The sequence below is a fragment of the Bacillus tequilensis genome, from assembly GCF_012225885.1.
Classification (GTDB): Bacteria; Bacillota; Bacilli; order Bacillales; family Bacillaceae; genus Bacillus; species Bacillus tequilensis.
This window is the reverse complement of record NZ_CP048852.1, coordinates 3,735,734-3,752,563: the sequence shown is the minus strand read 5'-3', so window position 1 is coordinate 3,752,563 and position 16,830 is coordinate 3,735,734. Positions and strand designations below refer to the sequence as shown.

Annotated in this window: 17 protein-coding genes; 12 read left to right on the top strand and 5 right to left on the bottom strand. The window is 44.3% G+C overall.

What is annotated here, in order from left to right:
• Nucleotides 1–118: 118 nt before the first annotated feature.
• From efeU to G4P54_RS19735, 4 genes are all read left to right on the top strand, one after another.
• Entirely contained in the window at nt 119–1,564 is a 1,446-nt protein-coding gene (efeU, locus tag G4P54_RS19750) for a ferrous ion permease EfeU (protein ID WP_167873926.1), read from the top strand.
• On the top strand, nt 1,561–2,718 hold the full coding sequence (gene efeO, locus G4P54_RS19745; RefSeq protein ID WP_167873614.1) for an iron uptake system protein EfeO: 1,158 nt from the start codon (nt 1,561–1,563) through the stop codon (nt 2,716–2,718). The genes efeU and efeO overlap by 4 nt, the downstream gene beginning before the upstream one ends.
• An 18-nt stretch (nt 2,719–2,736) precedes the next feature.
• On the top strand, nt 2,737–3,987 hold the full coding sequence (efeB, locus tag G4P54_RS19740) for an iron uptake transporter deferrochelatase/peroxidase subunit (RefSeq protein WP_167873613.1): 1,251 nt from the start codon (nt 2,737–2,739) through the stop codon (nt 3,985–3,987).
• A gap of 88 nt (nt 3,988–4,075) precedes the next feature.
• Entirely contained in the window at nt 4,076–4,678 is a 603-nt protein-coding gene (locus G4P54_RS19735) for a DsbA family oxidoreductase (RefSeq protein WP_167873612.1), read from the top strand.
• Between the two features lie 31 nt (nt 4,679–4,709).
• Here G4P54_RS19735 and G4P54_RS19730 read toward each other — a convergent pair whose 3' ends face one another.
• The 3 genes from G4P54_RS19730 to slrA form a co-directional block, all read right to left on the bottom strand.
• Nucleotides 4,710–6,251, bottom strand: coding sequence for a solute symporter family protein (locus G4P54_RS19730; protein ID WP_167873611.1), 1,542 nt, complete (start codon nt 6,249–6,251; stop codon nt 4,710–4,712).
• Nucleotides 6,248–6,556 (bottom strand): DUF485 domain-containing protein, encoded by a 309-nt coding sequence (locus tag G4P54_RS19725; protein WP_167873610.1) that lies wholly within the window; start codon nt 6,554–6,556, stop codon nt 6,248–6,250. Before G4P54_RS19725 ends, G4P54_RS19730 begins: the two co-directional genes overlap by 4 nt.
• A 432-nt stretch (nt 6,557–6,988) precedes the next feature.
• Entirely contained in the window at nt 6,989–7,147 is a 159-nt protein-coding gene (gene slrA / locus G4P54_RS19720) for a transcriptional regulator SlrA (protein WP_024713150.1), read from the bottom strand.
• Nucleotides 7,148–7,497: 350 nt separating this feature from the next.
• On the opposite strand from slrA, the gene G4P54_RS19715 reads away from it, so the two are divergent.
• The 4 genes from G4P54_RS19715 (at nt 7,498) to galT (ending at nt 11,371) form a co-directional block, all read left to right on the top strand.
• Nucleotides 7,498–8,169 carry a TetR/AcrR family transcriptional regulator gene (locus tag G4P54_RS19715; protein ID WP_167873609.1) on the top strand — a complete coding sequence of 224 codons (672 nt, stop codon included), beginning with the start codon at nt 7,498–7,500 and terminating at the stop codon, nt 8,167–8,169.
• A gap of 17 nt (nt 8,170–8,186) precedes the next feature.
• Nucleotides 8,187–8,570 carry a GtrA family protein gene (locus tag G4P54_RS19710; protein WP_024713148.1) on the top strand — a complete coding sequence of 128 codons (384 nt, stop codon included), beginning with the start codon at nt 8,187–8,189 and terminating at the stop codon, nt 8,568–8,570.
• Nucleotides 8,571–8,653: 83 nt separating this feature from the next.
• On the top strand, nt 8,654–9,826 hold the full coding sequence (locus tag G4P54_RS19705; protein WP_167873608.1) for a galactokinase: 1,173 nt from the start codon (nt 8,654–8,656) through the stop codon (nt 9,824–9,826).
• Nucleotides 9,827–9,829: 3 nt separating this feature from the next.
• Entirely contained in the window at nt 9,830–11,371 is a 1,542-nt protein-coding gene (galT, locus tag G4P54_RS19700; protein WP_167873607.1) for a UDP-glucose--hexose-1-phosphate uridylyltransferase, read from the top strand.
• 68 nt (nt 11,372–11,439) lie between these two features.
• Here the strand turns inward: galT and G4P54_RS19695 are convergent, their stop codons facing one another.
• Nucleotides 11,440–11,685: a GlsB/YeaQ/YmgE family stress response membrane protein gene (locus tag G4P54_RS19695; RefSeq protein WP_024713145.1), complete on the bottom strand. Its 246-nt coding sequence runs from the start codon at nt 11,683–11,685 to the stop codon at nt 11,440–11,442.
• A gap of 513 nt (nt 11,686–12,198) precedes the next feature.
• On the opposite strand from G4P54_RS19695, the gene qoxA reads away from it, so the two are divergent.
• Genes qoxA through qoxD form a run of 4 tightly spaced genes read left to right on the top strand, consistent with a single transcriptional unit; the run spans nt 12,199 to nt 16,145 of the window.
• On the top strand, nt 12,199–13,164 hold the full coding sequence (gene qoxA / locus G4P54_RS19690) for a cytochrome aa3 quinol oxidase subunit II (protein ID WP_167873925.1): 966 nt from the start codon (nt 12,199–12,201) through the stop codon (nt 13,162–13,164).
• 27 nt (nt 13,165–13,191) lie between these two features.
• Nucleotides 13,192–15,141 carry a cytochrome aa3 quinol oxidase subunit I gene (gene qoxB / locus G4P54_RS19685; protein ID WP_024713143.1) on the top strand — a complete coding sequence of 650 codons (1,950 nt, stop codon included), beginning with the start codon at nt 13,192–13,194 and terminating at the stop codon, nt 15,139–15,141.
• A gap of 13 nt (nt 15,142–15,154) precedes the next feature.
• Entirely contained in the window at nt 15,155–15,769 is a 615-nt protein-coding gene (gene qoxC / locus G4P54_RS19680) for a cytochrome aa3 quinol oxidase subunit III (protein ID WP_024713142.1), read from the top strand.
• Nucleotide 15,770: 1 nt separating this feature from the next.
• Nucleotides 15,771–16,145, top strand: a complete 375-nt coding sequence (qoxD, locus tag G4P54_RS19675; RefSeq protein WP_024713141.1) for a cytochrome aa3 quinol oxidase subunit IV — start codon at nt 15,771–15,773, stop codon at nt 16,143–16,145.
• A gap of 42 nt (nt 16,146–16,187) precedes the next feature.
• On the opposite strand, the gene ywcE is transcribed toward qoxD, so the two are convergent.
• Nucleotides 16,188–16,451, bottom strand: coding sequence for a spore morphogenesis/germination protein YwcE (ywcE, locus tag G4P54_RS19670; protein WP_167873606.1), 264 nt, complete (start codon nt 16,449–16,451; stop codon nt 16,188–16,190).
• Nucleotides 16,452–16,830: the final 379 nt, after the last annotated feature.

The following is a 16,830-nucleotide window of genomic DNA, read 5'->3' as shown; positions in this document are numbered from 1 at the left end:
CGGCCTTTTTGCTGTGGCATCAAGGTTTTTAATTTTCAAATTTTAATTGACAAAGAACAGGAACTGGCTATGATTATGATATATAATGATAATCATTTTCAGTTAGAGGAGGAACATGATGACTCGGGGGCTGGCACTTATTTTATTCACCTTGTTGATGGTTTTCGGTTCTGCGGCGCATGCGGAAGACGATCCGGTCGATGCGCTGGTTCAATTAAACAAGCAAATGATCAAATCCGTAAAAGATGGAGATATGGACTCGGCACAACAAACGTTTGAAACCTTCAAAGCAAAGTGGAAAAAAGAAGCACCTTCTATTAAGAAGGAAAATCTTTCTTCTTACAGCAAAATGAACTCGAATATCGCGATGATTTCTCTTTCTTTTCTCAATCAAGACGCGGCTAAGCTGAAAACACAGCTTGAAGAACTGTCTTCTCATTTAGAAGCCTATCAGCAGGCTGTCGTGCTCAAAAAGACCTCCTCGGGTCAATCAAGGGCGTCCTTAACAGCCTATATACAAAGCTTGAAAGACACAAAACAGTTAATAGAAAAAACACAGCTGAATGAAGCGTCATCCGCAATCGACAATTTAATTACATCCTGGCTCGCTGTTGAGGGAGACGTCGTTTCTCAATCGAAAGAAGCCTATACGACGTCAGAGGAACATCTGGCGCTGATGAAGGCTGAGATCGGCAGCCATCCCGAAAAGGTATCGAAGCAAATAGATGAAATGATTCAATTGCTTGAGCCGATCGCCTCAAGCAGCTACAGCTGGTGGGATGCGGCGCTGATCCCGATTCGGGAAGGGATGGAGGCCCTTCTTGTCATCGGGGCGCTTTTAACCATGACAAAAAAAGCCCGTGTCACTCGTTCCTCGGCATGGATCTGGGGCGGGGCGTCCGCCGGCATGGCAGTTTCCCTGGCTGCCGGCATCGGTGTCACGCTTCTGTTTTCCTCCAGCGTATTCGGAGAAAACAATTTCTTGCTCGGCGGAATCACCGGCGTACTGTCAGCTGTCATGCTGCTATATGTCGGAGTTTGGCTGCACAGAAACGCCTCAATGGATAAATGGAGAGAAAAAATCAATATCCAGCAGTCACAAGTTCTGAAAAAACGAAGCCTGCTTTCCTTTGCCCTCATTGCATTTCTGGCCGTTGTAAGAGAAGGACTGGAAACGGTCATCTTTTTCATCGGGCTTGTCGGAAAGCTTCCGCTCACTGAGCTGATCGGCGGAACTGCCGCGGGGCTTATCGTTCTCGTCATCGTCGGTGTTCTGATGATTAAGCTCGGCATGCGTATCCCATTGAAGCCGTTTTTCCTGCTGTCCATGGCAGTCGTCCTGTATATGTGCGTGAAATTTCTCGGAACAGGCGTTCACAGCCTGCAGCTGGCGGGCATTCTTCCGTCTGAAGCAGAAAGCTGGCTGCCGTCTGTATCGGTGTTGGGGATTTATCCCTCCGTGTACAGCGCAATTCCGCAAATGCTGGTTTTACTTTTTTTACTGATTGCACTTGTTTCAGAAGCGGCAAAACATTTTACAAATGGAAAGGAACTGACAAAATGAATGTTATAAAAATCGCTGTATCAGCCGGATGCATCCTTGCGCTGTGCGCGGGCTGCGGAGCCAATGACACATCCTCAACCAAAGAAAAAGCTCCATCTGAAAAAAGCGGGGTCACGAACGAGATCGCTGCATCCGTAGATAAAATGGAAACCATCATTTCCAAGCTGAATGATTCAGCGGAAAAAGGCGACCAAAAAGAGATTGAAAAGAAAGGAAAAGAGTTAAACAGCTACTGGCTTTCCTTTGAAAATGACATTCGCGGCGACTATCCGTTTGAATATACCGAAATCGAAAAGCACCTTCAGCCAATCTACACAGAAGCGCAGAAAGACAAGCCGGATACCGACAAAATCAAGACAGAATCCGAGTCACTGAAAGCGTCCTTAGAAGACCTGACAGATGCGAAAAAGAGCAGCAAAAAGGCAAGTGATCAGCTGGCGAAAGCAGCGGACGAATATAAAGACTATGTCAAAGAACAGAGCGATCAGCTTGTCAAAGCGACTGAAACATTTACAAACGCCGTGAAGTCCGGCGATATCGAAAAATCTAAAACATTATATGCAAAGGCGCGTGTTTATTACGAGCGAATCGAACCGATCGCTGAAAGCCTCGGAGATCTTGATCCGAAAATTGATGCCCGTGAAAACGATGTTGAAGAAGGGGGCAAATGGACAGGTTTCCATAAGCTTGAGAAAGCCATCTGGAAGGATCAAGATATTTCTGGAGAAAAGGCAGCAGCTGACCAGCTTCTCAAGGATGTAAAAGAGCTTGACGGTTCAATTGAAGCACTGAAATTAACACCTGAACAAATGGTAGCAGGCGCGATGGAGCTTCTAAACGAAGCCGGCATTTCGAAAATCACGGGGGAAGAAGAGCGTTACTCACGAATTGATTTAGTCGACCTTATGGCGAATGTGGAAGGCTCCGAGGCTGTTTATCAAACAGTAAAAAGCGCGCTTGTGAAAGATCGCTCTGACTTGACGGAAAAACTGGATAAAGAGTTCAGTGAATTTGAAGTTTTAATGGCAAAATACAAAACAAATGATCAGTCCTACACGTCTTATGATAAATTAAGTGAAGATCAAATCAGAGAGCTGAGCACAAAGCTGACGACTCTTTCTGAAACCATGTCGAAGATTGCGAATGTGCTATAAAAGGAGTTTAGTAACAGCATGAGCGATGAACAAAAAAAGCCAGAACAAATTCATAGACGGGACATCCTAAAATGGGGAGCGATGGCAGGCGCGGCCGTTGCGATCGGTGCCAGCGGCCTCGGGGGCCTCGCTCCGCTGGTTCAGACCGCTGCTAAGTCATCGAAAAAGGATGAAAAAGAGGATGAGCAGGTTGTTTCGTTTTACGGAAAGCATCAGGCCGGAATCACCACTGCCCATCAGACGTATGTCTATTTTGCGGCGCTGGATGTAACCGCAAAAGAGAAGAGCGACATCATTACATTATTCAGAAACTGGACAAGTTTGACACAGATGCTGACGTCTGGAAAGAAAATGTCGGCTGAGCAGAAAAATCAATATCTGCCGCCGCAGGACACAGGTGAATCCGTTGATTTATCCCCTTCAAATTTAACGGTCACGTTCGGATTCGGGGCTGGCTTTTTTGAAAAAGACGGAAAGGACCGCTTCGGGCTGAAAAACAAAAAACCGAAGCACCTTGCCGCGCTTCCAGCGATGCCGAATGACAATCTGGATGAAAAGCAGGGAGGCGGAGACATCTGCATTCAAGTATGCGCAGACGAGGAACAAGTGGCGTTTCACGCCCTGCGGAACCTGCTGAATCAGGCAGTCGGCACCTGTGAGGTTCGCTTTGTGAACAAAGGCTTTTTAAGCGGAGGGAAAAATGGTGAAACGCCGCGCAATCTCTTCGGATTTAAAGATGGAACGGGCAACCAGAGCACGAAGGATGACACCTTGATGAACTCGATCGTATGGATTCAGTCTGGAGAGCCTGACTGGATGACAGGCGGCACCTATATGGCATTTCGGAAAATCAAAATGTTCCTTGAGATTTGGGATCGTTCTTCCCTCAAGGATCAAGAGGATACCTTCGGCCGCAGAAAAAGCTCGGGGGCTCCTTTCGGACAGAAAAAGGAAACAGACCCCGTGAAGCTGAATCAAATCCCGTCAAATTCACACGTCAGCGTTGCGAAATCTACGGGAAAACAAATTTTGCGAAGAGCTTTCTCATACACAGATGGACTTGATCCGAAAACTGGCTATATGGATGCGGGCCTCCTGTTTATCAGCTTTCAAAAAAATCCCGATAATCAGTTCATTCCCATGCTGAAGGCTCTTTCAGCAAAGGATGCATTAAATGAATACACACAAACAATCGGTTCTGCTTTATATGCATGCCCGGGCGGCTGCAAAAATGGAGAATATATTGCCCAGCGTTTGCTGGAATCATAAAAGAAGCCTTTATCGGCTTCTTTTTAAAAAAACAGTTGTAACTTTTTTTGTTACATTTTAAAATCAACCTATACGAAAGGAGAATACGATGACAGTACACATCAAAGTTTATTCAGATTACGTCTGCCCATTTTGCTTCATTGGAAAAGCCGCTCTTGAAGAAGCGATAAAAGAAAAGGATGTTGAAGTCGAATGGATGCCGTTTGAACTGCGCCCAAGCCCATCTCCTCAGCTTGATCCGGTCAATGATCCTTCCAAACAGTACATGTGGAAGACATCTATTGAGCCAATGGCAAAGAAATTAGGGGTCGAGATCAATTTTCCAAATGTCTCGCCTCATCCATATACAGATTTGGCGTTTGAAGGCTTTCATTTTGCAAGGGAATCCAATAAAGGACATGAATACAACACACGTGTCTTTCAAGCCTTTTTCCAAGAGGGCCAAAATATCGGCAACATTGACGTCTTGACGAAGCTTGCCGAGGAAGTGGGATTGGACGGAGCCTCCTTCAAGTCTGCGCTGGAATCAAGAACATATCAGGACGTGCAGCGCCAGGCTTTGAAGCATGCCTATGAGGAGGCTGATATCACAGCCGTTCCAACCTTTATCATTGGTGACACTGTCATTCCGGGTGTTGCCGGCAAGGATGTATTTGAAAAAGCGATTTCTGAAGAACAGCAGAAAAAGTAAGGAAAAGCTCTCTGTAAAAAAGAGAGCTTTTTTACTCTTGCTCCATATGAATGCCGGTATGCGCCTTCACCTGTATTTCCGCAAACGTATCTTCATCAACTGTTTTTTCAGAAGACAGCATCGTCCCGAGCCACGCGCCGAGGAAGCCGAGCGGGATGGAAATAATGCCCGGATTGGAAAGCGGAATGAGCGGGTCTCCTGTAAAAATAGCTGCTCCGGAAGGGTCCCACACACTAGGGCTCATCGACACAAGCACAAGAGCACTGATCAGTCCTGTCAGGCTTCCCCATAAGGCGCCTGAGGCATTGAACCGTTTCCAGAAGACCGTAAACACAATCAGCGGGAGGTTTGCGCTTGCCGCTACGGCAAACGCAAGTGCGACAAGGAACGCTACATTTAAGGACTGTGCAAAAATCGCAAGCAGAATTGAGAGCACTGACACGGCGACAGAAGCCCATCTGGCCGCTTTCATTTGTTCTTTTTCAGTTGCTTCTCCCTTTCTGATGATCTGGCTGTAAATATCATGGGCAAATGCTGAGGCGGCCGACAGCACCAATCCTGTCACGACAGCTAAAATGGTTGCAAAGGCGATGGCTGACACGAACGCGAACAGAAAATCTCCCCCGAGCGCTTTTGCCAAAAGCGGCGCCGCCATATTTCCCGCTTGATCTGCCGCCGTAATCGCGTCAAAACCGACAAACGAAGCGGCGCCAAAGCCGAGAAACACTGTCATAATATAAAACACACCGATAATCCAGGTGGCTGACACAACAGATGTCCGGGCGGTCTTGGCATCCTTAACGGTATAAAATCGGATTAAAATATGCGGAAGCCCGGCAGTTCCCAGTACGAGTGCCAAGTTTAATGACAGGGTTTCAAGCGGCACCTTGTATTTATTTCCGGGGTTTAAGAAATCAGCGCCAAGCGGAGTAGCCGTTTTCATTTGCTCAAACATGGTATTGAGATTAAAATCGAATTTCGAAAACACGATGATTGAAATCACGAGTGTGCCGGCCATCAGCAAAACGGCTTTTATAATTTGAACCCAGCTTGTCGCGATCATGCCGCCAAATACGACATAAATGGTCATCAGCACTCCGACAATGAGGACCGCCGCAGTATAATCAAGCCCTAGGAGCAGTTTGATCAGCGCGCCCGCTCCCACGAGCTGGGCGATCATATAGAAGGTAGAGATGGCTATGGTATTGAGAGCAGCGACACCGCGGATTTTCTTTTCTTTAAAACGAGCCGCAATCATGTCAGCCATTGTATACTTTCCAAGATTCCGAAGCGGTTCCGCTACGATGTACAAAACGACGAGGTAAGCCACCAGAAAACCGATGCTGTAAAAAAATCCATCAAATCCATATAGCGCAATCATTCCGGCAATCCCGAGAAACGAGGCAGCAGACATGTAGTCACCGGCAATTGCCAGTCCATTCTGAACACCGGTGAGCCCGCCGCCAGCCGTATAAAACTCACTTGTCGTTTTTGTCTTTTTTGCGGCAAAATACGTGATGATAAGCGTCAGTCCGACAATGGCTAAAAACAATAGAAAAGCCATCATATTCATGTCTGTTCACCCTTTAGATCAACTTTTAAAGCGCTTACATATTGATCGAAGTGAGCCGCCCTTCGGGTATACACCGTACTCAGTACCCAGGTCATCATGAATTGGGCGATCGCAAACAGCCAAGCCCATGAAACAGCCCCAATTGCCGGCTTATTCAAAAAGGTGAAATAAGATGTCAAAACAGGAAGTGAAAAATAAAAGACAAAAAAGAAAATCGCAGAAGGAACAATAAAAGCGCGCTTCTGTTTTAAAAAAGCTTGAAACGACGGAGTTGCAGCAATCTGTTTGTAATCAGCTTTGTACATGGATTTCCTCCTTTTATTCACTAAACGTAAGCAAAAAGGTACACCAATAGGTATGTACTGAAAGTCTGATTTATGCGTTGAAGAACATCTGGTGAATGAAAAAAGAAGGAAGTCATGGAGATAAGAACGCAGAAGTATAAAAAAGAGAGGCGAAGGTTTTCCAGCTCGGCAGCGTATAAACGATTTTGCTTTCCAAACCTCACCGAATGCAGCTTATGCTCAGTAAAGCTGGCCCGGTTATCAATGTTCGCATCACCTCTTTAAGACAATACATGGCCAAGAGGTGACCGCATAACCGGCTGTCTGTCGTATGGTAGCTGACACACCGTTTGTCCTCAAGCTCGGCGTTGCAATCGCTTTCGAAAAGAGGATAGGGTGAAAACTCAGATCAGATGATAGAAAAGCCAGAGGTAATAGATCCGCCTGCTCGGATTAGTCTTGGCGGCCGGTTTTTTTGTGGTTATTCTTTCTCGATGCTGTCTCAGATTCTAAAAACTGCCTCACATCATGAATGCCTAACCCAATGGATCTAGCTTCTTGTATTAACATATGCCAATCTTTGTCCAAATCTTTTTTAACATGAGTTTTCATAGTAACCTCCAATTGTATAAAATGTTTCCTGCAACATGCGGGCAATAAGGCGAGCCGTCGCGATGATGAGGCGAGTACAACAAATTTCACACATAGTTGCTCGGTGTTCACAAACTGAAGGAAAAACCACCTACCTATTCCCTAAAAAAATGACTAATATAACCAATGAATCTTATTTATAATAATAAACAATTAAATACTGACTGGATAGTATGTAATTGAAAATAAATCCATTAGCCTATTAAAAATAATTTCAAGAAAACCGAATAGCATAGGCATTCAAAGAAATAAATACCGCTAAAGATTGATCCAGTGTAAGATAAGGGTAATCATATCGCCTGGAGAAAAATATGAAAAAAAACAAATTTCAAATGAAAAGAGAAGCAACCTTTGAACGTTTTATAGATGCTGGCTTGAATTTGTTGATTGACCGAGCGTATGATCCGGTTTCTGTAGAGGATATCAGCAGAGCGGCCGGGTACAGCAAAGGAGCGTTTTATGTTCATTTTGTCAGCAAGGAGGATTTTCTGAATCTTCTTCTCGAAAAACGCCAGATGAAGAAAAAGATTATCATAGGGTATCTTGATCAAAAAGAGCAAATGGCAGTGAAACCGCTGACATTGGACGAGGCTGCGAAACATGCTGCGGAGCTGCTTTATACCTATTACTTAAATAAGCCGTCATGGGAGATTGCCTCGTTTGCCATGAATATGCCGACGTATAAAGTCCTGCAGAAATGCAAGACCTATGTCCGGCTGTACGAATTGTGGGTAGAAGAAAATGCGTTATATATTAAGTGGCTGAAGGAGAGGAAGCTGATTGACGCCTGTATTGATCCGGAATATACGGCTAAAATAATATGTGCAGTGCTTGATGGAATCATCAAACAATCGTATGTATTGGGCCAGCCTGTCACATTCCGCAGCTTTTTAGACGCACTCTCGGTTTTCATTACTCCAGAAAGAGAGCCCGCGGGGCCAAGAATTTTGAAAAGTTTTTCAGAAAGCGAGGAACATCAGTGAAATATAGAGAACTGATTATGTATATCATAATGGGGGTGTTTACAACCATTGTGAACATCGCCAGCTTTTATATATTGGTAGAGATCATAAATATGGATTATAAAGCAGCTACTGTCGCGGCTTGGATTTTGTCCGTGCTGTTTGCTTACATCACGAATAAATTATATGTGTTTCAGCAAAAAACACATGACCTGCAGAGCCTGCTGAAAGAGCTCACTGCTTTTTTCAGCGTTCGGGTCCTGTCTCTCGGCATAGATTTGGGCATGATGATCATTCTTGTCGGGCAGTTCAATACAAATGAAACATTGGCCAAAATACTCGACAACGCGGTCATTGTTGTCGTCAACTATGCTGCAAGCAAATGGCTCGTCTTTAAAAAGACAAAAGAAGAAGGGGCATGACAGGGGACAGCAGAATTGATCTATCGTTTTCGCTGGAGAAAAAGGGGAAATAAAAAATGAAAAACCACGAAAGGTGATTGCACATGCGGGAAGAGCTAAAGGGGATATTTGCAAGTGTATTCGGAGAAAAAGAGGGATTACGGTTTTTTTTCGCACCTGGAAGAGTGAATCTGATTGGGGAACATACAGACTATAACGGCGGACACGTGTTTCCGTGCGCGCTCACAATGGGTACATATGCTGCTGTTGCATTAAGAAACGACGGACTTGTCAGGATGTATTCAGACAACTTTAAAGACAAAGGCATCAAGGAATGCAGCCTTGAAGACATTCGTTATCAAAAAGAAGACGACTGGGCGAACTATCCGAAAGGCGTCATTTATGAATTTCAGCAAAGGGGCTGCTCAATTCCCCATGGCTTTGACATTGTATTTTCAGGGAATATTCCAAACGGGGCTGGGCTCTCGTCCTCCGCGTCTATTGAACTGCTGATGGGAGTTGTGCTCCAAAGCTATTTTCACCCTGAAGTGGATGCGCTTGAGCTTGTCAAAATGGCACAGCATGCGGAAAACGATTTTATCGGCGTTAATTGCGGGATTATGGATCAATTCGCAATCGGAATGGGGAAAAAACATCATGCGATGCTGCTGAACTGCGACACGCTCGATTATGAATATAGCAAACTCGATGTCTCGGGCCTCGCGCTGGTTATCGCGAATACGAACAAAAAACGGACATTGGCTGATTCAAGCTATAATGCGAGACGCCAAGAATGCCATGATGCATTGCTTGATCTGCAAAAAGCACTCGATATTGTTTCGCTGGGAGACATCAAGCCCTCTGATTTCGACGCCCATTCCAGCCTGATCCAAAATGAAACGAACAGGCGCAGGGCAAAGCACGCTGTATACGAAAATCACCGTGCCATCAAAACGGCCCGCATGTTCAAAGAAAACAATGTAGATGAAATCGGGCGGTTAATGAAGGAATCCCACCTTTCACTGAAGGATGATTATGAAGTGACATGCCCTGAACTTGATGAGCTTGTGTTTGCGGCATGGGGCCATGAAGGTGTGATCGGATCCAGAATGACCGGAGCGGGCTTCGGAGGCTGCACGATCAGCATTGTAAAAGATGCGTTTGTTGATGATTTTATCCAAAAGGTTGGAGACAGATATCAACAAAAGACAGGGCTCAAAGCGGATTTTTATGCCGCAGATATCGGAGAGGGAGCGAGAGAGCTAAAGGGGGAGTAACACATGAGTATTGTTGAACATCTGGAACAGCTGCTGGAGTATGGCTTGGAACGAAAGCTGATTTCGATCTGGGATCGGGAATATACGAGAAACCGTCTTTATGAAGCATTGGACATCAAACATCCAGAGCCGGTCTCCCGCACATCCGTCAAGCAGGCACAAAGCCTGCCGGACTTGCTTGCCCCTATTTACAAATGGGCTGCGGAAACCGGCCGAATGGAAGCGGATACAGACACATACCGTGACCTGCTCAGCGCAAAGCTCATGGGATGTTTCGTACCTGCTCCGTCTGAGGTGATTCGCAAATTTGAAGAGACAAAAGCAATATACGGCCCAAAACAGGCGACAAAGGAATTCTATCAATATGCAGAGGATGTCTATTATATCCGCTCTGACAGGATCGCCAAAAATGTTCATTGGACGGTTCCGACCGAATATGGCGAGCTGGAAATGACGATTAATCTATCAAAGCCTGAAAAGGACCCGAAAGCGATTGCGGCTGCAAAAGAGCAGGCGGAGACAAATTACCCAATGTGTTTGCTGTGTAAAGAAAATGTCGGGTTTGAGGGAAGCGTGAATCATCCAGCCCGCCAAAATCACAGAATCATTCCGGTCATTCTTAAAGACGAAGAATGGTATCTGCAGTTCTCGCCATATGTCTATTATCCAGAGCACTGCATCGTCTTAAAGGGTGAGCATGAACCGATGGAGATCAGCAGAAAAACATTTGAAAGGCTGCTGTCATTTCTCGGGCAATACCCGCATTATTTTATCGGCTCAAACGCCGATTTGCCGATCGTCGGCGGCAGCATCCTAAGCCATGATCATTTTCAAGGCGGGGCGCACGATTTTCCGATGGCGCGGGCAGAGGCGGAAGACGTTTACGAATTAAATGATCATCCCGGCGTGTCGCTGGGTTTAGTGAAGTGGCCGATGTCCGTGCTCAGGCTCCAAGGATGCAAGCCGGACGACGTCGCCGAAGCTGCTGATCATATATACCGCACGTGGCAAACGTATTCTGATAAAAAAGCAGACATAGCCGCGTATACAGGTGATACGCCTCATAATACAGTCACTCCCATTGCGCGGCGCAGGGGAAACTTGTATGAACTCGATATCGTGCTGAGAAACAATCGAACGGATGAGGAGCATCCATTAGGAATATTTCATCCTCATCAGGAAGTCCACCATATAAAAAAAGAAAATATCGGGCTGATAGAGGTCATGGGACTTGCGATATTGCCGGGGCGTTTACAGGAAGAAATGAAAGAAACCGCCGCTGTGCTATGTTCTGTTGATCCGAAAACAGCTTTAGAACGAAATCCGCTCACAGCAAAACACAAGGAGTGGGCTCTTCGGATGATGGAAAAAAGAACGATAACAAAAGAGAACGCAGATCTCGTCATAAAGGAAGAGCTTGGCTATGTATTCGCGCGCATTCTTGAACACGCCGGGGTATTTAAGCAGACACTTGAAGGCAAACAGGCTTTCAGGAGGTTTATCGATCATTTAGGCGTCAAACCAGTCAAAAGCCTCAACCGCTAGGGTTGAGGCTTTTTTGATCTTATAGTAAAACAAACGCCCAAAGCGATACGCTTCGGGCTCTGTCATTCTTATCCTCTTTTTCTGGTTAACAGGCTTACTAAAAATACAACAATCGCTGCCCCGATCACCGCTGGAATAATGGCAAATCCCCCAAGGTGCGGCCCCCAAGTTCCCAGCAGCCCGTGACCGATCCATGCACCAATAAGACCTGCGATCATAGACCCAATAATTCCGCCGGGCATATCGCCTTTAACAAACAGGCTTCCAAGCCATCCAATAATAATAGCAACGATAAGTGAAATAATGAAACTCATTATGCAACACATCCTATTTTATATTTATTTGCTTATATCTTTCCTCATTTTTGTATAAGATAAACAATTGAATGCTCTCCTGAAAAACAGGAGCAGTTCAGAGCACATTGCCGCTTTATTAAGCCTTTTTTTAAAAAAATAGTTGCGTTAAAATGGTAACCGTGTGAAAAGATGCTAGACAAGGAAAAAATAATTCCTCTCTAGAAAGTTTAACAAAATGAAATTTTTGATTGACCTAAGTTTTTTATTGTGGTAAACCTTTATTTGTCAGAACTAGTTCTTCACTATCTTTCTTTACTTATATGCGGAAATATCTAGAAACTTTTCATCTTAAGCGATAGATGTGAATAAAGTTGGAGCAATTTTTGTCGATTTTATGACATTTTAGCGAAAAAGGGATGAAGTTTAGAAAAAAATAAAGCTAATATGTGAACTTTTTGATAGCATAACAAAGTAGAGAAAAGATTTTGAGGAAGTATGCACTTCAGATTTATTACATCAATAGGAAGGATGGTGATCTTCTTGTTCAGAGCATTAAAACCGTTGCTTGTATTAGCGCTGTTAACTGTGGTTTTCGTCCTAGGGGGATGCAGCAATGCTTCAGTACTAGATCCGAAAGGACCTGTAGCTGAACAGCAAAGTGATTTAATCCTGTTATCTATCGGATTTATGCTGTTTATCGTCGGGGTCGTCTTTGTTCTATTTACCATTATTTTAGTAAAATACCGCGACCGTAAAGGCAAAGATAATGGATCTTATAACCCAGAAATTCACGGTAACACGTTTTTAGAAGTAGTCTGGACAGTGATCCCAATTTTAATCGTCATCGCACTTTCTGTGCCAACCGTACAGACGATATATTCATTAGAAAAAGCTCCTGAAGCAACAAAGGACAAAGAGCCGCTTGTTGTTTATGCTACTTCGGTAGACTGGAAATGGGTATTCAGCTACCCTGAGCAAGATATTGAAACGGTCAACTACTTAAACATTCCTGTCGACCGCCCGATCTTGTTCAAAATCTCATCTGCAGATTCAATGGCTTCGCTATGGATTCCTCAGCTTGGAGGACAAAAATACGCGATGGCAGGAATGCTGATGGATCAATACTTACAGGCTGATAAAGTGGGAACTTACGAAGGACGCAACGCGAACTTCACAGGTGAACATTTTGCAGACCAAGAGTTTGATGTGAATGCAGTCACAGCAAAAGACTTTAACAGCTGGGTGAAAAAGACTCAGAAAGAGTCTCCTAAGCTGACAAAAGAGAAGTATGATGAATTGATGCTTCCTGAAAATGTGGACGAATTAACGTTCTCTTCTACTCACTTAAAATACGTTGATCACGGACAAGACGCTGAGTATGCGATGGAGGCGCGCAAACGCCTTGGCTATCAAGCCGTTTCTCCGCACTCTAAAACAGATCCGTTTGAAAACGTAAAGAAAAATGAATTTAAGAAGTCTGATGATACAGAAGAATGATATTGATCAGGAAAGGAGGAAGCCCGCATGAAAATGAAATGGGACGAATTTTTCGTAACTGGTGACCCATTAATTCTGGGCGCACAAGTTTCCATTGCGCTTTCAACCATTGCCATCATTGTAGTACTGACTTACTTCAAGAAGTGGAAATGGCTCTGGTCTGAATGGATAACTACCGTTGACCATAAAAAACTCGGAATCATGTATATTATATCTGCTGTAATTATGTTATTCCGCGGCGGTGTCGACGGTCTGATGATGCGTGCCCAGCTAGCGCTTCCGAATAACAGTTTTTTAGACTCAAATCACTATAATGAAATTTTTACAACTCACGGTACGATCATGATCATCTTCATGGCGATGCCGTTCTTAATCGGTCTTATCAACGTTGTTGTACCTCTTCAAATCGGTGCACGTGACGTTGCGTTCCCTTACTTGAACAACCTGAGCTTCTGGACGTTCTTCGTAGGGGCGATGCTTTTCAATATTTCTTTCGTTATCGGAGGTTCTCCGAACGCAGGCTGGACGAGTTACATGCCGCTTGCAAGTAACGACATGAGCCCTGGGCCGGGTGAGAACTACTACCTCCTCGGACTTCAGATAGCCGGTATCGGTACCCTGATGACAGGGATCAACTTTATGGTAACAATTTTAAAAATGAGAACAAAAGGCATGACATTAATGCGTATGCCAATGTTCACATGGACAACACTGATCACAATGGTTATTATCGTGTTTGCGTTCCCTGTACTTACAGTGGCTTTAGCACTTTTATCATTTGATCGTTTGTTTGGCGCTCACTTTTTCACACTGGAAGCAGGCGGTATGCCGATGCTTTGGGCGAACTTGTTCTGGATTTGGGGACATCCTGAAGTATATATCGTTATTCTTCCGGCGTTCGGTATTTTCTCAGAGATCATCTCAAGCTTTGCAAGAAAACAATTGTTTGGCTACAAAGCGATGGTTGGTTCTATTATCGCCATCTCCGTATTGAGTTTCTTAGTTTGGACTCACCACTTCTTCACAATGGGGAACAGTGCGTCCGTTAACTCATTCTTCTCAATTACGACAATGGCAATTTCAATCCCGACCGGGGTTAAAATCTTTAACTGGCTCTTTACAATGTATAAAGGCCGAATCAGCTTTACAACGCCAATGCTGTGGGCGCTTGCGTTCATTCCTAACTTCGTTATCGGCGGGGTTACAGGGGTTATGCTTGCGATGGCAGCAGCGGATTATCAATACCATAATACGTACTTCCTTGTATCTCACTTCCACTATGTGCTGATCGCGGGTACTGTATTTGCTTGTTTCGCCGGATTTATTTTCTGGTATCCAAAAATGTTCGGCCACAAGCTGAACGAAAAAATTGGAAAATGGTTCTTCTGGATCTTTATGATCGGTTTCAATGTATGTTTCTTCCCTCAATATTTCTTGGGGCTGCAAGGCATGCCTCGCCGTATTTACACATACGGACCGAATGACGGCTGGACAACATTGAACTTTATCTCAACTGTCGGAGCTTTCATGATGGGTGTAGGATTCTTAATCCTTTGCTATAACATCTACTACAGCTTCCGTTACTCTACTCGTGAAATCAGCGGAGATTCATGGGGTGTGGGACGCACGCTTGATTGGGCGACTTCTTCTGCGATTCCGCCGCATTACAACTTTGCGGTGCTTCCTGAAGTCAAATCTCAAGATGCATTCCTGCATATGAAAGAAGAAAAAACTGAATTATACCCTGAAAGCAAATTCAAGAAAATTCATATGCCAAGCAACTCAGGCAGACCGTTCTTTATGTCTGTTGCCTTCGGTTTCGCCGGCTTTGGACTTGTCTTTGAATGGTACTGGATGGGCGTAGTCGGATTGATCGGAGTCCTGCTCTGTATGGTTCTGCGTTCATTCGAATACGACAACGGCTACTACGTTAGTGTTGATGAAATAAAAGAGACGGAAAGAAAGATTTCCGAATAAGGAGGCGTGAGTTATGGAACATGCAGAACACGGCAATTCTAACGCGCCTATGGAATATCAATCTGAAACCGGCAGACTTAATATTCTCGGGTTTTGGATCTTTTTAGGGGCAGAAATTGTGTTGTTCTCAACACTATTTGCAACCTTCTTCGTTCTTAAAAACAGAACAGCTGGAGGTGTCTTGCCAGACGAACTATTTGAAGTCAATCTGGTAATGATTATGACGTTCTTGCTGCTTATCAGCAGCTTTACCTGCGGGATCGCTGTTCATGAAATGCGCCGCGGAAGTTTAAAAGGCGTAGTCATTTGGACAATTATCACTCTTCTTCTCGGTGCCGGCTTCGTCGGATGCGAGATCAACGAGTTTGCTCACTATGTGCATGAAGGAGCGGCTCTCAGCACAAGTGCGTTCTGGTCTGGATTCTTTGTTTTACTTGGAACTCACGGAACTCACGTAACAATCGGTATTTTCTGGATTACAGGAATTCTGATTCAGTTGAAGAAACGCGGCTTAACTCCGCAAACTTCATCTAAAATCTTTATCTCAAGCTTATACTGGCACTTCTTAGATGTTGTATGGATTTTCATCTTTACAGGTGTCTATCTCATGGGATTGGGGGGTCTGTAAAATGGCAAACAAATCTGCTGAACACAGTCACTTTCCATGGAAGCACGTTGTAGGTTTTGCACTGTCTATCGTTTTGACCCTGCTGGCTCTATGGGTTGCAGTGTACACTGAATTGAGCCCATCAGCAAAACTTTGGATTATCTTTGGCTTCGCCTTCATTCAGGCGGCGCTTCAGCTTCTCATGTTCATGCACATGAGAGAGAGCGAAAACGGCACGATCCAAGTCGGAAACACGCTGTTCGGATTCTTCGGTGCGATCGTTATCGTACTTGGATCCGTCTGGATTTTCGCGGCTCACTATAATCATGGTGACCATATGGACGGAAATCCTCCTGGAGGCGCTGAACACTCAGAGCACTCAGGCCACAACGAATAATACAAAAAACCCTCTTCAAATGAAGAGGGTTTTTTGCTGTCTTCAGCTGCTTCTCTTTTTGCGGAGAAGCGGAAGGCCATAAATGATAAACGCGGCGATATGAGCGACAATAACGTTAACGGCAAACAAGATAATCATGAGAGTGTGTCCTAGTGGAGAAAGGCTTTCTGTTGCGTAAAAGAAGAAGAATACCCACATTAAGATGATTGGCGGAATAGCTGAGAGTGCGACTTTTTTGTTATCAAGCCAAATAAAGAGAGGCGTTGCGCTGGCAACCAATAAATAAGCAAAAAACATGTCCATCATACCCGTCTCCTTTCATTTTATGATAACGTTTACAAAAATGAAATAGAGGAACTGAGTTGTGTCTGTTTTGTGTTTGTTTTTTGAACATTCTGTTACAATTATTATACCATGTTTTCCAGAAATTGATACACGTTTTTGCGGAAATGGTCTGGACCTAACGCCTTATTTTTAAAGATTTTTTTGATAGGAGAATGTGTATACACGGAAGCTTTACTGTTTTTTCTTATTTTTTATCCCGTTACCGTTTATAATGGGTTTTTTCTTATTTGAAAAGTTTTGTGTCAATCGAAACATTTCGGTTTATGATACGTCATATTTCGTGTAGCTGAAAAAGTGCTGCAAATGCGCAAAAAACATAAAAGGAAACGAGCTTCACGTG